This window comes from Paracoccaceae bacterium Fryx2, assembly GCA_032334235.1.
Taxonomy (GTDB): Bacteria; Pseudomonadota; Alphaproteobacteria; order Rhodobacterales; family Rhodobacteraceae; genus JAVSGI01.
Map to the genome: position 1 here is coordinate 1 of JAVSGI010000002.1, position 15,693 is coordinate 15,693.

Annotated in this window: 14 protein-coding genes and 1 pseudogene; 2 read left to right on the plus strand and 13 right to left on the minus strand. The window is 67.6% G+C overall.

All coding sequences use genetic code 11. From position 1 onward, the window contains the following. Window positions 1-92: 92 nt before the first annotated feature. The 10 genes from bfr to RNZ50_00705 form a co-directional block, all read right to left on the minus strand. Window positions 93-578 carry a bacterioferritin gene (gene bfr / locus RNZ50_00660; protein MDT8853564.1) on the minus strand — a complete coding sequence of 162 codons (486 nt, stop codon included), beginning with the start codon at window positions 576-578 and terminating at the stop codon, window positions 93-95. After that, a complete protein-coding gene (locus RNZ50_00665; protein MDT8853565.1) occupies window positions 553-831 on the minus strand; it encodes a (2Fe-2S)-binding protein in 279 nt (92 codons plus the stop codon). Before RNZ50_00665 ends, bfr begins: the two co-directional genes overlap by 26 nt. Before the next feature lie 185 nt (window positions 832-1,016). After that, entirely contained in the window at window positions 1,017-1,256 is a 240-nt protein-coding gene (locus tag RNZ50_00670) for a FeoC-like transcriptional regulator (protein ID MDT8853566.1), read from the minus strand. Between the two features lie 9 nt (window positions 1,257-1,265). Further along, complete coding sequence (feoB, locus tag RNZ50_00675) at window positions 1,266-3,563, minus strand: Fe(2+) transporter permease subunit FeoB (protein ID MDT8853567.1); 2,298 nt, start codon at window positions 3,561-3,563, stop codon at window positions 1,266-1,268. After that, window positions 3,560-3,799, minus strand: a complete 240-nt coding sequence (locus RNZ50_00680; GenBank protein MDT8853568.1) for a FeoA family protein — start codon at window positions 3,797-3,799, stop codon at window positions 3,560-3,562. The genes feoB and RNZ50_00680 overlap by 4 nt, the downstream gene beginning before the upstream one ends. Before the next feature lie 11 nt (window positions 3,800-3,810). Further along, window positions 3,811-4,050 (minus strand): FeoA family protein, encoded by a 240-nt coding sequence (locus tag RNZ50_00685; protein ID MDT8853569.1) that lies wholly within the window; start codon window positions 4,048-4,050, stop codon window positions 3,811-3,813. A 129-nt stretch (window positions 4,051-4,179) separates the two neighbouring features. Beyond that, window positions 4,180-4,866, minus strand: a complete 687-nt coding sequence (locus RNZ50_00690; protein MDT8853570.1) for an ATP-binding cassette domain-containing protein — start codon at window positions 4,864-4,866, stop codon at window positions 4,180-4,182. 10 nt (window positions 4,867-4,876) lie between these two features. Next, a complete protein-coding gene (locus tag RNZ50_00695) occupies window positions 4,877-6,049 on the minus strand; it encodes an FtsX-like permease family protein (protein ID MDT8853571.1) in 1,173 nt (390 codons plus the stop codon). Continuing rightward, on the minus strand, window positions 6,046-7,278 hold the full coding sequence (locus RNZ50_00700) for an HlyD family efflux transporter periplasmic adaptor subunit (GenBank protein ID MDT8853572.1): 1,233 nt from the start codon (window positions 7,276-7,278) through the stop codon (window positions 6,046-6,048). Before RNZ50_00700 ends, RNZ50_00695 begins: the two co-directional genes overlap by 4 nt. A gap of 671 nt (window positions 7,279-7,949) precedes the next feature. Next, window positions 7,950-10,298: a Hint domain-containing protein gene (locus RNZ50_00705; protein MDT8853573.1), complete on the minus strand. Its 2,349-nt coding sequence runs from the start codon at window positions 10,296-10,298 to the stop codon at window positions 7,950-7,952. 449 nt (window positions 10,299-10,747) lie between these two features. Between RNZ50_00705 and hemP the strand changes: the two are divergent. Both hemP and RNZ50_00715 read left to right on the plus strand, forming a co-directional pair. Continuing rightward, a pseudogene (gene hemP, locus RNZ50_00710) lies at window positions 10,748-10,843 on the plus strand (hemin uptake protein HemP). 14 nt (window positions 10,844-10,857) lie between these two features. Next, window positions 10,858-12,117, plus strand: coding sequence for an imelysin family protein (locus RNZ50_00715; protein ID MDT8853574.1), 1,260 nt, complete (start codon window positions 10,858-10,860; stop codon window positions 12,115-12,117). Window positions 12,118-12,197: 80 nt separating this feature from the next. Here RNZ50_00715 and RNZ50_00720 read toward each other — a convergent pair whose 3' ends face one another. The 3 genes from RNZ50_00720 to RNZ50_00730 form a co-directional block, all read right to left on the minus strand. After that, on the minus strand, window positions 12,198-13,544 hold the full coding sequence (locus tag RNZ50_00720) for a type II toxin-antitoxin system HipA family toxin (GenBank protein MDT8853575.1): 1,347 nt from the start codon (window positions 13,542-13,544) through the stop codon (window positions 12,198-12,200). Then, window positions 13,544-13,792: a helix-turn-helix domain-containing protein gene (locus RNZ50_00725; protein ID MDT8853576.1), complete on the minus strand. Its 249-nt coding sequence runs from the start codon at window positions 13,790-13,792 to the stop codon at window positions 13,544-13,546. The genes RNZ50_00720 and RNZ50_00725 overlap by 1 nt, the downstream gene beginning before the upstream one ends. A 242-nt stretch (window positions 13,793-14,034) precedes the next feature. Continuing rightward, a complete protein-coding gene (locus RNZ50_00730) occupies window positions 14,035-15,663 on the minus strand; it encodes an MFS transporter (protein ID MDT8853577.1) in 1,629 nt (542 codons plus the stop codon). Between the last annotated feature and the right edge of the window lie 30 nt (window positions 15,664-15,693).

Below are 15,693 nucleotides of genomic sequence, written 5' to 3' on the forward strand. Positions count from 1 at the left end.
GCATGGCAGGATCCTTTTCGACCTTTCTGCCGATAATTTCCGACTGTTTCAATCGGATTATGCGGGGCGTCGCTGCGGGTCTTGGCCGGCGCTTACTCGGCTGCGTCGGCGGGCTTGGCGTTCAACTGGCCATAGGCCGCTTCGCCAAGACGGTCGTAAAGGCCGATCTGGGTTTCGAGAAAGTCGATATGGCCCTCTTCGTCGGCAAGCAGTTCGTCGAACAGGCTCCGGGTCACATAGTCACCCACTGCGTCACAATGCCGCCGTGCCTCGATATACAGCGTCCTGGCGTCATTTTCGGCAGCAAGGTCACAGTCCAGCGTCTCGCGCAGGGTCTGGCCGATGCGCAGGCTGTCGAGCTTTTGCAGGTTCGGGTGGCCTTCCAGAAAGATGATGCGCGCAATCAGCTTGTCGGCGTGGCCCATCTCCTCGATGCTTTCGGCGCGGGATTTGGCCGCCAGATGGCCATAGCCCCAATCATCCTGCAGCCGGTAGTGCAGCCAATACTGGCTGACGGCGGTCAATTCAGACCGCAGGGCCGCATTCAGAAACTCAATAACCTTGGCGTCGCCTTTCATGGGACAGTCCTTTCACGATGTGCAAGTTGGGTATCGTCTGGCTGGGCGCGTCGCGCCTGGCTACAGCGAGGCTGTCACAATTGCGCATGGTGTCAAGGAACAAGGGCATGCACCCCCCGCAGTCCGCCCTGCGCCCAAGCGCGTGGTATATCTTGCCGGGAGTGATGAGCGTATCGGGATCGGAGGCCCGCATCCAGTCGATCGCGGCGCGGATGTCGTGGTCGGTGATGGACTGGCAGTGGCACACGATCATGATCAGACCTTTGGAGAGCGGGGTCTTGTTGAAGGCTGGCGTCGCGGTTTCAGGCATCGTCAGGATGGTTCCGCCCGAGTCTTGCCGACCGGTTTCGATCTTGCCCGAATAAATCCGACAAAAACGCTTTCATGTAAAGCTTATTCTTTTCATCGGAAAACCGCCCCGTCACGGGGCGACCTTTCTCACGGGGTCGATCCGGTCCATTCGTAGCTTTCGAACTGTGCCGGATCGCACGCGCAGCCGCCGCAGCCGGATGCCTTGGCGCAGGCCGGGGCGCCGACATGGCGCTGCATCATCCCCTTCCCGACCCAATGGGCCAACATGCCCCGCACCGCCTCGGGGTCGCGCCGGACATGCAGCGCAATGTCGGACAGGCTTGCCCTGCCGTGCTGCTGCACATAGCTGCGGATCGCCATCAGCATCGCCTGCCCTCACTCTGCCAGCAGCGGCCCGGACCGCCGCGCCGTCCGGCCAAGGATGCGCAGGGTCAGGATGGTCAGCGCGAACAGCGTCAGGATCGTGGCGATCCACGCAGCCGAACTGCCGGGATGCCGCGCGAAGGTCGCCGCCTGATAGATCAGCACCGCCGATCCCCAGCCCATCAGCGTCGTCCAGCCGGTGACGAAGGCCGTCCAGCGCGGGCCGGACTCGCGCCACACCGCCGCGATGGCCGCCGAACAGGGCATGTAAAGCAGCACCATCAGCAGATAGGCAAAGGCCCCGATCTGCCCGTCGAACTGTGCCCGCATCGCGCCGAAGGTGCTGGCCTCGACCTCCAGCTCGGCCGCTGCCGCATCCGTCGTGGCAACGTCACCGACCGAAAGCCCCAGCGGGTCTGCCAGCGTGTCGCCCAGGCCCGACAGGTTGTCCCCGATGCTGCCCCAGGCTTCGGCCAGCCCCGCGCCAAGGTCGAACTCGCCATCCGCTTCTGCATTCTGCCCGGCGTAAAGCGCGTTCAGGGTGCCCACCACCGCCTCTTTCGCCAGAATGCCGGTGAACACCCCCACCGCCGCGGGCCAGTTGTCTTCCTCGATCCCCATCGGCTCGAACACCGGCACGATCTGGCGGCCGATTTCCGACAGCATCGAGTTGCCGGTATCCTCGTTGCCGAAGCTGCCGTCGCGGCCCCACGAATTGAGGAAGGCCAGCACCATGATCACCGGCACCAGCACGCGGCCTGCGCGGATCACGAAGCCTTTCAGCCTGTCCCAGGTGCGGATCAGCACGCCTTTCAGCGTCGGCAGGTGGTAGGGCGGCAGTTCCATCACGAAGGGCGAGATGGCGCCGGGCAGCAGCGTCGATTTCAGCACGAAGCCGGTCAGCACCGCCGCGGCAATGCCGATCAGATACAGCGCGAACACCAGGTTCTGCCCGCCTGTCGGGAAGAACGCGGCGGCAAACAGCGCATAGACCGGCAGCCGCGCCCCGCAGGACATGAAGGGCACCATCGCCACCGTCATCGTGCGGTCGCGGGCATCCTCCAGCGTGCGGGTCGCCATGATCGCGGGCACGTTGCAGCCGAAACCGACGATCAGCGGCACGAACGCCTTGCCCGGCAGCCCGATGGCGCGCATCGCACGGTCCATCACGAAGGCGGCGCGGGCCATGTACCCCGAATCCTCCAGCACCGACAGCACGAGGAACAGGCAGGCGATCACCGGAATGAAGGTCGCCACCGTCTGCACCCCACCGCCAAGCCCGCTGGCCAGCAGCGTCGTCAGCCAGTCAGGGCTGCCAAGGGTTTGCAGCACATGCCCGAAGCCATCGACAAAGATCGTCCCGGCCGCGATGTCGAAAAAGTCGATGAACGCCGAGCCCACGTTGATCGTGAACATGAACATCAGATACATCACCGCCAGAAAGATCGGGATGCCGAGCGCGCGGTTCAGGATCACCTTGTCGATGCTGTCCGACAGCGTGCTGTCCAGTTCCAGAATGCGGCGGATGCTGGGCGCGGTGACTTCGGCCACCGCGTCATAGCGGCCGCTGGCGATGGCGGTATCGACATCATAGCCCAGCGTTTCGGCCAGCGCCGCCCTTGTCACATGCACATGGGTTGCGAGCTCCGGCATCCGCGCCAGCAGCGATTCGTCGCCTTCCAGCAGCTCCAGCGCCAGCCAGCGCGGCGCCCGCACCGCCCCCGCCTGCGCAACCAGCGGCATCAGGTCCGCCACCGCCGCCTCGATTTCCGGGCCATAGTGGATCGGCAGGGCCGGCGGCACACCGACCGAGGCGGCGCGGACAATCTCGTCCTTCAGCGCCTCGACCCCCTTGCCGGTCGCGGCGACAATCGGCAGCACCGGGCAGCCCAGACCGCGCGACAGGGCCGCGATGTCGATCTCGATGCCGCGCGCCTTGGCGATATCCATCATGTTCAGCGCCACCAGAACCGGCAGGCCCATCTCGATCAGCTGGATGGTCAGATAGAGGTTGCGCTCAAGGTTCGAGGCATCGACGATGTTGACGATGATCTGCGGCGCCCCCGACAGCGCATAGTCGCGCGCCACCCGTTCGTCAGGCGAGACGGCATGGGTGCTGGCCAGCGAATAGGTGCCGGGCAGGTCGATCACCTCGACCCGGCTGGTGCCCGCCGCAAACCGGCCCGACTTGCGTTCCACCGTCACGCCGGGCCAGTTGCCGACCTGCTGCCGTGTGCCGGTCAGCGCGTTGAACAGGGTGGTCTTGCCGCAGTTGGGGTTGCCCAGCAGGGCGATGGTGACATCGGTCATTCCGCGCATCCTTCGATTTCAAGGGCTTCCGCCTCGGCCTTGCGCAACGAAAGCCGAAAGCCGCGAACCTCGATCATGATCGGGTCGCCCAGCGGGGCAACGCCGACCAGCCGCAGCCTTGTGCCGGGGGTCAGGCCCATCGACAGAAGCTTCTGCCGGTAGCCCTGCCCGCCCGGGGCATAGCCTGCGACGCGCGCAAAGCCGCCGATCGCCACATCCGTGAGTTTCAGTCCCATCGCCGGTCCTTTCATGGCGCGATCGTCACCAGTATCTTGCGCGAAAGCTCCTGCCCCAGCGCCAGCCGGGTTTCGCCCACCGCCACCACCAGCGGCCCGCAATTTCCGCCGCGGATCACCCGCAACTCGTGCCCGACCACGATGCCAAGCTCGGTCATGCGCCGCTGCATCTCGCGCCCGCCGATCAGCGCGGTGACGGCAACCTTTGTGCCCGTGGGCGTCAGCGCCAGTGGCAGGGAATGCGGGTTCATGCGGGTGCAGTCCTCCTTGCGCGGCCATGGGCATCAGGGCCACCCGAATTGTCTTACTGTTTTGCTTGGGCTTTGCAAGCGAGGCACCTTGACGCGGGGGGGGGCAGGCGGGGGGGCAGGCCGGGGCGATCAGCGGTCCGCGACGATCCGGCCATCCTCCAGCGTGATGATCCGGTCGGCGCGTTCCAGAATCCGGTTGTCATGGGTGACCATCACCGTGGTCGTGCCGCGCTCCGCCCCCAGCCGTTTCAGCATCGAAACCACCGTCATGCCGCTGTCGCGGTCAAGGGCGGCGGTCGGCTCGTCGGCAAAGACCACCTCGGGGTTGCCGACCAGCGCGCGCGCCACGGCCACCCGCTGCTTCTGCCCGCCCGACAGGTTGGCGGGCAGATAGTCCAGCCGGTCGCCAAGGCCCAGCAGCGTCAGCACGTGGCGGGCGGCCTGCCCATACAGCGCCGGGTCGCCCGGCCCGTGCACCTGCAACCCCATCAGCACGTTCTGCTGCGCCGTCAGGCTGCCATGCAGGTTGTGCGCCTGAAAGATGAACCCCAGCCGCTTGCGCAGGCCCTGCGACAGGCTGGCCGTCGCGCCGTGCAACTCGTGCCCCAGCAGCCGGACCGAGCCGTCCTGCACATCGCGCAGGCAGCCCATCAGCGTCAGCAACGTGGTCTTGCCCGACCCGGACGGCCCCATCAGCACCGTCAGGCTGCCGCGCCTGATCTGCATCGAGACATCGAATATCGCCTGCTTGCGCGCCTCTCCCTGCCCGAAGGAATGGTTCAGCCCGCTGACGGTGATGGGGAAATCGTCGATCATCGCGCGCCCGTCAGAACAGGTCGGCCGGGTCGGCCGAGGCCAGCCGCCGGGTGGCAATCGCCCCCGACAGCGAACAGGCCGCCAATGTGCCCGCGAACACCATCGCGGCCACGCCGGGCGTCATCGCCAGCGGCAGCGTCGTGGCGGCCTTCATCGCGGCCAGCAGGCCGGTGGCCACGATGAACCCCGGCACGAAGCCCAGCACGGCCAGAACCAGCGCCTCCTCGAACACGATGCCCAGAAAAAACCTTTGCCGATACCCCATCGCCTTGAAGGTGGCATATTCGCCAAGGTGGTTCGCCACGTCGGTTGACAGCACCTGATAGACGATCACGATTCCCACCAGAATCCCGATGATCACGCCAAAGCCGAAGATGATCCCGGTCGGGCGCTTGGTCTGCTGATAGCTCAGGTCGTCGGCGGCGGCCTGCGCGTAAGCGCGGATCCGCAGCGACTTGTCGGAAATCAGTCCACGCAGGCGGGCAGCCACGGCGTCCGGGTCGGCGCCGGGGCGGACCTGCAGCAGGATATGGTCGGGGGCGGCAGACTTGCGCGCCGGGAACAGCGCCAGAAAGGTCTGGTCAGACACCATCATGTAGCCGTCGCCGCCAAACCCGCCGCCGCCCGCAAAAGTGTCGAAAAGCGTCAGGGTCTTGCCCGAGACCTCGAGCGACAAGGGGCTTTGCGGGCGGATCGCCGCCGCCTCTGCCCGTGGCAGGCCCCGGCTGAACATGTCGAGAATGCCCGCGTTCTGCAATTGCAGGGTGGATGCCTTGCGCGCCATCGTGTCGGACAGGAAGCCGGGCAGCGCCGGGTCGACACCGTAGGTCGTCAGGCTCAGCGTCCTTTCGCCGCGCGCCCAGCTCACGTTGCCGATGAACAGCCCGGTGCCGCCGGTCACGTCGGGGTCGGCCAGCGCCTGAAACAGCCATTGCCGCGCGACGTTGCCGCCCTCGGTCATCGAATTGGCATCCGAGGCGGAAATCATGATGTCGGCCCGAAAGAAGTCGTAGGGCTTGAGGGTTGCCGTCGCCATCGAGCCCATGATGCCAAGCTGCACGAACACCAGCACGTTGGCAAAGGCCACCCCGGCCAGGGCTGCGGCAAAGCGGGTGCGGCTGTGGGTCAGTTGCAGCCAGCCGATCGGCAGGCGGCCGAACAGCCATTGCAGCAGGCGGGTCATGGCCCGGGTTTCCCGGCCCCGGGCCGCGCGTCGATGCGGGCGACCACCTCCAGATTGGTGAAGCGGGCCGCCACCTCCGACGAGGCCGCGTCAAGCTCGACCATCACCGTGATCACCCGCGCATCGGTGTTGGCGGCGGTGTCGTCCGACACCAGCCCCTGCCGCCCGACCGTCAGCCCGATCGACTGCACCCGCCCCTGCAGCGTCCGCCCCAGCGCCCCGGCCACCAGCTCCACCGGCTGCCCGACCGCCACCGCAGCGATGCGGTCCTGATAGACCTCGACCTCGGCCATCATGGCATCGGTGTCGCCCATCTCCATGATGCCGTCTGCGGGCGGGCGTTCCCCCGCGCGGGCATGAACGTTCAGCACCACGCCGCTGATCGGTGCCAGCACCGCCGCCCGTGTCAGGTCGCGGCTGGCGCGAGTCAGATCGGCCTCGGCGGCCTCCAGATTGCGGGTGGCCACGATCACGTCGGGCTGGGTGTCGACCTCGGCGCTGGCAAAGCGCGCCAGCGTGGCCTTTGCCTTCTGCACCGCCAGTTCAGACTGGCGCGCAGTGGCGGCGGCGGCTTCCATCGCGGCCTGCGTCGCCACGCCCCGCGCGAAAAGCGCGGTCATGCGGGTCAGCTGGGTGTCGGCCTCGGTGGCGGCAGATTGCGCCTGTTCCACCCCGGCGCGCGCCTCGTCGAGCGAGTTCTGCACCGCCGCCCGGGTCTGCACCAGCGACGCCTGCCGCACGGCCACGTTGGCCTCGGCCAGCAGCACCGCGCTTTCAAGCTGGCCCTGATTGTCCAGCCGGGCCACCACGGCGCCCTTTTCCACCCGGTCACCGATGGCCACCAGAATCTCGGCGATCCGCGCATCGCCTGCGCCGAAAGGCGGCGCCACGATCGACACGTCGCCATGCGGCATCAGGCGCGCCAGCCCGACAACGTCGCTGGCCTGCATGGTGTCGAGCATTTCCTTCGGCAGCGAGATTTCCGGCGGCAGGGCGATGGGCGAGGCCGACCCGGCCCCGGGTTGCAGCCCGGTCAGCGCATAGAACTTCTGCAGGCCGGGCGGCTGGAAATACATGCCCACCACCGCACCAAGAAACATCAGTGCGGGAACCATCAGCACCAGAAGATAGCGGGCGCGAAACCGAAAGCGCCGTTTCGGCGCGGCTGCATCCGCGTCGTCGCGACGGATCACCGGAAGCGGCAGGCCGGGGTCGGAAGGGGGTATCACGGCGCGCTCCGATCAGGACAGGGTGCATGGGATCAGGCGGGGTATTCCCGCGCGCTGAAACATGCCTGACGAATGCACGTTATCGCACCGCCAACGGGAATGGTCTGATCTGGATCAAGCCCCTTGCGGCAGGGTCGCCGCCGGCCATCTGATCGGCCACCAGCCGAAACGCGGCCTCCCTGCGGAATGGATCGGGTGCCAGCGCGTTGCCGGGACAAGCAGCAGATGCCTGCTGCCCCGCACCCAGCAAAAAAACCGTCATGCGTCTTTTCACATCCGTCCCTCCGGCGGCAATCGCGGTGCTTCTGCCGTTCGGCACCCAGGCCGGAGCGGCGGCGCGATCACGCCATCATCTTCCGGTCGGCAGGTGAAGGTCAGTTTCGGGGCGGGGCCAAGACGCGGCATCGGTTCGGTTTCCGTTTCGGGGTCACGGGGCGGCGGCTTCTGCGCAAGATCCGCCGCATCTAAAACGTGGCGGGGCCCGCTGCATTCCATCGCCCGACGCGACCCGCTCCGGCCTCTACAGGGCTGGCCCGCTCGACCATGCTGCCCGATACCGGGGCAAAACGGGCAGCACCGCCCGTTCCGCCCTGCGCCCCCGCCACCCGCGATAAGATGCCATTATCAGGGGTGGTGGGGTCACGCATCAGGCGCGCAATGACGCTGCGCCCTCAGGCGGATGGGGCCATCACAAGCGGCTTTCCGTTCGTGGCATGGTGCCGGGCCAGCCTGCGCCCGGGTCCGCCCCTGACGAAGGGCCGCGCCGGTTCGGGAAGGTGGTCATGGCCGAACCCGGCCAACTCCGGAAACAGCGAGAATATCTCCTTGCGCGCCTGCGGCCCGAGCGACCGGAGCGCCTCGGGTCCGGTGTAAAGGGTCTCGGATGGGGTGCCCTCGGCAAAGACGACTTCGTGCCGGGCAAGCAGGATGTGCCAGTATTCGACCCCGGCCGGCCCGTCGTCCACCGTTATGCCGGGCATTCCGACCAGATGCTTTGCCGCCACCAGAACCTCTGCCGCGCCCAGCATCCGCTTGGCGATGGCCGAGCAGACCAGCACGCGGTGTTGTGGCGAAACCACGAGATCGCGTGCCGGAAGTGACGGGCCCATCGCCCCTTTCGCGATGCGGACCGGGCGGAGCTGCGGCGCGGCGGCGAGGTCGTCGCCCGAAAGCGCGCGGTGCCCGACCCAGCGGACCGGCTGAAAGCCGTTGTCGCGGGTAAGAACCGCGTCGCCCGGCTGCAGCGTCTCAATCCCGGTTTCGCCTTGGCGGGAAAGGATGCGGGTGCCACGGGCAAAGCAGATCACGCGGGTATTCTCGGCGTTCAGGTCTGCCCCGGTGACCGGGAGCCCGTCGGGGCTGTAGAGCGTCAGGCCGCCCGCCGCCCTCAGGACGCCATCGGCCTGATCGGCGCGCAGCCATCCCATCGGGTTGGCAAAGGCCCGCCCCGGGTTGGCGGCGTTCCAGGCGGCAAGGGTTTCGCGGTTGTAGAAGGCCGAAAGGTCAACCACGTCATTGTCGCTTTCGTCCGCGTTGCCGCTGCCCGAGGTGGCGTCGAAATCGGTGATCCGGTCGCCGCCCGCATCGACCAGGAAAAGGTCGGCGCCCGCGCCGCCGGAAAGCACGTCGGCCCCTGCCCCGCCATCCAGCGTATCCGAGCCGGCATTCCCGAAAAGATGGTCGGCGCCGTCGCCCCCCCTCAACAGGTCGTTGCCGTCGCCCCCCAACAGATTGTCGTTCCCGGCACCCCCCGAAATCGTGTCGGCCCCGGCGCCGCCATCGACGCTGTCGTCGCCGCTGCCCGCGTCGATTCGGTCGCTGCCCGAGCCGCCGTGGACCACATCGTTGCCCGCCCCGGTGTCGTAGGTCATTCCGCCGCCGTCGGCCCCGCCCTTGATGGTGTCGGCAAAGGCCGTGCCGGTGATCGCCTCCATCTCGGTGAAGTTCAGCCTGTAGGTGCCGTAGGTGATCGTTCCGGCGCCCGTGCCGGACAGCAGGACCGTGGCCGCGACGGGGATGGTGGTCAGGTCGATGGTGTCGAAGTCGTCACCGCCCTCGCCGCCGACGACGCTGTCGTCGGCACCGGCAACAAAGACATCGCGCCCGTCGCCGCCATAAAGCGTGTCGCTGCCGCCGCTGAGGTCATAGGCGGTCGTCAGCGTGTCATTGCCCGCCCCGCCAAAGACGACATCGTTGCTTCCACCGCCAGCAAGGCTGATGCGGTCGTTGCCCGCCCCGCCGTCGATGGTGTCGGCCAACCTGTCCGGGCTCCTCATTTCCAGTGTGTCGTTGCCGTCGCCCAGTGCGATGCTGTCGGCCCCGGCGCCCGCAAACACCCGGTCGTCGCCGGCGCCGGTGTCGATCCAGTCGTTGCCAGCCCCGCCGAAGACGGTATCGGCACCACTTCCCAGCGTCAGCTTCTCGATCTGCGAGAACGCCAGCTTGCTGAAGCCGTCGCTGGCGGTGCCTGCCTCGGCTCCGGTCATGTTGACCGTCAGCCCCGACGACATCCTCGAAAACTCGAGCATGTCGCCCGCCCTCTCGCCGGTCTCGCCGCCGATGATGGTGTCGTTGCCAAACGCGACGAACCCCGTCTCCACGATGAACAGGTCGTCGCCGCCGCCGCCATCCAGGTAATCCGACCCCTGGTCGGCAAAGATCGTGTCGTTTCCCTCGCCGCCATAGACCGTGTCGTTGTCGGTGCCGTTGTAGATGAGATCGTTTCCGCCCTCGCCATAAAGCAGGTTGCCGACTTTCCCGCCGCCACCGCCAAAGATCGTGTCATTGCCGTCGCCGGCAAAGACGGTATCGGATCCGGCGCCGGTATCGAGGCAGTCGTTTCCCGCGCCCCCCAGCAGCCGGTCGTCACCGGACCCTCCCTCGATCAGGTCGTTCCCGTTGCCGCCATCGAGCGTGTCAGGACCGCTGTCACCGACAAGGGTATCATCGCCGTCAAGGCCCGACAGACTGTCCGCGCCGGTCGTTCCGCGAATGATGTCGTTGCCCGATGTTGCGGTCATGGGGTGTGCCCTCCTTCGTTTCCGTTCCCCCGCCGCAACACGGCGTCGGTTGCATTGGCAGCCGGGGAATCGTCGGCAGGATGGCACGCCGGTCCCAAGAAACAGTGAACCCGGGCCGGGGGGTCTTCAGGCTGATGCCGGGGCAGACCCACATCTACCGGGCAGCATCTACTGGGCGCGATGTTGCCCCGGGGTGCTGCGCACCGCCGACACCGGAAACAGCACCGTCCCAGCGCAGCAGATTACCTGAGCGAAAAAATCGGCTTTACAACAAAGCACTTTTGTCGGAATTAGGAATCGACCATGCCAACCTGCGGCCACCGCGCCAAGGGCCAGCCGGAACCACCTTTGACCGAGGATTCCGCCATGCAGCGCCTTGACCCCCCCTCCGGCCGCGATCCGGGCCGCCCCCCTGCCCCGAACCGGCACCGATGCACGAGGCGACCCTGCTGACCGCGGGGGGCGCCGTCGCCAACATCCACCTGAACGGACAGGTCTATGCCCTGCGGATCACCCGTCAGGGCAAACTGATCCTGACCAAATAGCCCAAGGAAACCCCATGACCCGCTTTCTGGCTGCCGCCCTGCTGTCCACCGCCCTGACGGCCACGCCCCTGATGGCCGCCGACCCTGCGGCCGTGGTGACCACCTACGCCGACATTGCCGCCGCCGGCTATGGCGACAGCCTGGCGTCGGCCAGGGCCCTGCAATCGGCTGTCGCGGCACTGATCGCCACGCCGTCGGCCGAAACCCTGGCAGCGGCGAAAGCGGCCTGGCTTGCCGCCCGCGTTCCCTACCAGCAGACCGAGGCCTTCCGCTTCGGCAACCCGATCGTGGATGACTGGGAAGGCCGGGTGAACGCCTGGCCGCTGGACGAAGGGCTGATCGACTATGTCGCCGCAGGCTCCGGCCAGAACGAGGAAAACGCGCTGTCCACCCTGAACGTGATCGCCACGCCGACATTCACCCTGTCGGGAATCGGGATCGACGCCACCGCCATCACGCCCGCCCTGATTGCCGACACCCTGCACGAGGCCGACGGCATCGAGGCCAATGTCGCCTCGGGCTATCACGCCATCGAGTTCCTGCTCTGGGGGCAGGATGTGAACGGCACCGGGCCGGGCGCGGGCAACCGCCCCTTCACCGATTTCGCGGCGGGCGATGCCTGCACCGGCGGCAACTGCGACCGCCGCGCGGCCTATCTGCAGGCCGCAACCGACCTGCTGGTTGCCGATCTGGATTTCATGGCCGCCGCCTGGGCTGACGGTGGCGAAGGCCGCGCCGCAGTGACCGCCGACCCCGTCGCGGGCCTGCTGGCGATGCTGACCGGGATGGGCAGCCTTTCCTACGGCGAACAGGCGGGCGAGCGGATGAAGCTGGGCCTGATGCTGAACGACCCCGAGGAAGAGCATGACTGCTTTTCCGACAACACCCACAACAGCCACTATTTCGATGGCATCGGCATCCGGAACGTCTACCTCGGCAGCTATGCCCGCACCGACGGCAGCGTGGTTTCCGGCCCGTCGCTGTCGGATCTGGTGGCCGCTGCCGCCCCGGCGGTGGATACCCAGCTGAAGGCAGAGCTTGACGCCACCGTCACCGCCCTGCAGGCGATCAGGACGGCGGCAGAGGGCGGCCTGGCCTATGACCAGATGCTGGCCGCGGGCAACAAGGAAGGCGAGGCGCTGATCATGGGCGCGGTCAATGCGCTGGTGACTCAAACCGCCTCGATCGAGCGCGCCGTCACCGCCCTCGGCCTTGACAGGATCAGCTTCGAAGGCTCCGACAGCCTCGACAACCCGGGCGCCGTGTTCCAGTAGGCGCGGCGGTCGGCAGGCCGGAGGGGGCGGTCGGCCGCGCCACCCGACCTGCCACCCGACCTGCCGCGCGGGGGCCGGGCCTAACCGGGTGTGCGGGGATCATCCAGCAGGGCCAGCACCATGTCGGCCCGCGCCGTCGCCTCTGCGCCGATGATGCGGCCCACGCCGTTCAGCGTCGCCGCTTCAACCCGGCGTGCGGTCGCGGCAACGCCCGCACGGATCCTGCTTGCCATCTCGGCCAGAATCCGCGCGCCCTGCCCTTCCGGCAGGCCGGCCGCGCGGGCTTCCTGCTCGTAATGCCGCGGCACGATCTCGTCGATGCCGTAGTGACCGGCAATCGCCATTGCCAGCCGGTAGCGTTTTCGCTGCAGGCGCCCCGACCGCATCACCGGCGCCACGCTGAGGATGTCGTAAAGCGGCGCCAGCCGGAAACGGCCCCTTGCGCCCATGTGCAGGCTGAAGTTCTTGCCATGCCCGTCCGGGGCGCCGATCAGGTAGAAAAAGACCTGTGCGCGAAAGAACATCCCGCGATCGGCTGCGGGATCATCGGCTTCGCGCAACACGGCCATCACATCGGCCACGCCCGGACCGCCGAGTCGCTGGTATTTCCGCGCAGAGGGAATCCCGAGGCACTGGCACAGGTCTTCCTGCGGCAGGCGGCGCAGGGTGTCGCCGTCCCACCGCCGGTCGAACCGCTCGACCACAAGCACCGGCGTGCCGTCGAAGGCAAGCTTCTGCACGCGCGCCACCGGCAAGCCCATCTCGTCGGCCAGCGTCATGCAGTAAAGCTCGTTGTCCACGCTGTCGGTCATGTCGATTTCGTCTGGGCCGGGCAGCACGCCCATGGATGTCTTGAAGATGTGGCTGGTTGGCGTGATGCCGCGCGGCTTTGCCCATTGATCCTTGACCCGCAGGTAGGCGGTCTTTTCCTGCGCCCCGGCAATCGAGATGCGGAAATCCTCATCCTCGCCCAGGGCAAGCGGCGCCGCGGCCAGGTTTGCCAGATCGGCGGCAATCTCGGCGTCGGTGACCGGTCTGAACTCCATCCCGGCATCGACAGGCTCGGTGTCGGCAGGCAGGAACTGCAACGCGCCGACGCAGTCCCGCCCCAGCACCGACAGCAGCGAATGGACATCCTTGCCGTCGGTGCCGACACGCGCGGCGATCCTGTCCCGCAGGTCGCCCTCCGCATCCGGCAACAGGTTGTCGAAGGCCGAGAAAACCGCATCCCCGCGCCACGTCCTGACGCTCAGGGGCAGCGAGGACGCGACGGGGAAAGCCCGCTCGTCTTCCATCCACGCCGGATCATAGGAAAAGGCCATCCCGCCATCGGGCTGGCGCGTCAGGGTGCCGACGCGCCGCTGCTGGAACCAGACTCCGGTCCGGGTGGCGCGGCGCGGCCTGCGGGCAACCCGTCCGCGGGCCATCAGAAAACCCCGTCGCCAGTCTCGCGGTCATGGATCCGAAGCTCGGCCCCCATGGCCTCCAGCAACCGCAGATAGGTGTCGATGCCGGCCGACACGACGCCGGTTTCGATGTCCGAGACCGAAGACTGCGGCATTCCCGCCCTGTATGCCAGATCGCGTTGCGTCAGCCCCCTAGCCTTGCGGCGCCCGCGCAGCGCAGACCCGGCCTGACGCAGGCTTCTGATGCTCTGGAACGTGTCGATACCCATGGTTGCGGGCCCCTTAAAGGCAGGTCACGGCCTGATATAGCGTTTGGCAGATAATCTGGCAATATAGGCTATCCACTATTTCTGTATAATATAGACCATAGGCAATACACCACCCTTATCGGTGATAACCGATCATCCTGCCCGAACGTCGCGCGGCCCGGCGCGCAGGGATCGGCCGTCGCCCGCGATATGCCACGCCTGCCCCCTTGGTGACGGCGCAGGCCGCGGGGCCGCTCCATCCGTCAGGATACGTCGGGAAACGGCTTCAGCGGCGTGTCGTCGTGCAGCGAGACGGTCTGGCGTTCGATCATGCGGTGCACCCGCGGCGGTTCCGGGCCGCGGTGCAGCGCCAGCAGCCGGTCGGTCACCCCGCCATCGGCCTGGGTGCGGCGCTGGTGGTGGCGCAGATACTCGGCCCAGGTGGCGACGTGGTAGCTTTCGGTCCATTGCTCGGGCGTCTCGACATCGCGCAGCAGGGCCCATTGCCGCGCCCCGTCGCGGATGCGGATGCGGCGGCGGTCGGCCATCGCGGCCAGAAACGGCTCCACGTTTTCCTGCGCGATCCGGTAGTCGACCATCACCAGGATCGGCCCGCTGCGGGCGCGCATGTCGATCCTGACCGCGGGTTCGCGAAACCGGTTCAGCGGGTCGAGGTTCTGCGTGGCAAAGGCCGGCAGCGCCAGCCGCAGCCCCAGCGCCGCCCCCAGCACCATCACCGCCGCCGACAGCATCAGCGCCACCGACACGCCGAAGCGTTCGGCCGCCTGCCCCCAGATCGCGGCCCCCAGCGCCATTCCGCCGAAGGTCGCCGTCTGATACATCGCCATCGCCCGGCCCACCACCCAGCGCGGGGTGGACAGTTGCACCGACACGTTGAACAGCGAAAGCGCCAGCACCCAGGCCGCCCCGCAGGGCAAGAGCAGCGCGCCGCTCAGCCACAGGTCGCCGCTGAACGCCAGCCCCGTCGCCCCGACGGCAAAGGCGAGGAAGGCGCCGCGCACGATCCCCTCGTTGCCCATGCGCTCGCGGATGCGTGGGTTCAGCAGCGCCCCGCCGATCGCCCCGAACCCGAAGCAGCCCAGCAGGACGCCATAGGTCAGTGCCTCGCCCTGCACCAGATCGCGCGCCACCAGCGGCAGCAGCGCCAGCACGGCAATCGCCGCGAGCCCGAACAGGAAGCCGCGCGTCATCACCCGCAGAAGTTGCGGCGACATCGCGACATAGCGCAGCCCCGCCACCATCGCGCTGCCGAACGGCTCGCGCGGCAGGCTGCGCGGCACTGGCGCGGATTTCCAGCGCCACAGCACCCAGATGAACGGAATGTAGCTGACCGCATTGGCGGCAAAGGCCACCGCCGCCCCGGCCCAGGCCACGATGGCCCCCCCCAGCGCCGGGCCGACGCTGCGCATCAGGTTGAACCCCATGCTGTTCAGCGCCACCGCCGACGGCAGGTCGTCGCGCGGGACGATGTCGCCCATCGAGGCCTGCCAGGACGGGTTGTTCAGCGCCCCCCCGACCCCGATCAGGAAGGTGAAGCACAGCAGCAGCACCGGCGTAAGCACGCCAAGATATGCGCAGGCCGCCAGCCCGGCCGAAACCGAAAGCAGGAAAAGCTGCGCCGTCAGCATGATCTTGCGCCGGTTGAAACTGTCGGCCAGCGCGCCCGACGGCAGCGAGAACAGCATCAGGGGCAGCGTGGTCGAGGCCTGAACCAGCGCGATCATCCCGGGCGAGGTGGTCAGCGTGGTCATCAGCCAGCCCGCCCCGACGGTCTGGATCAGCCCGCCGAGATTCGACGCCAGCGTGGCCAGCCACAGGTTGCGGAACGTCGCGTGCCGGAATGGCGCGAGCGGAGAGACGCGGTCGGGCACGCCGGTTACCTCCTGCGGGTTGCAGGTTCC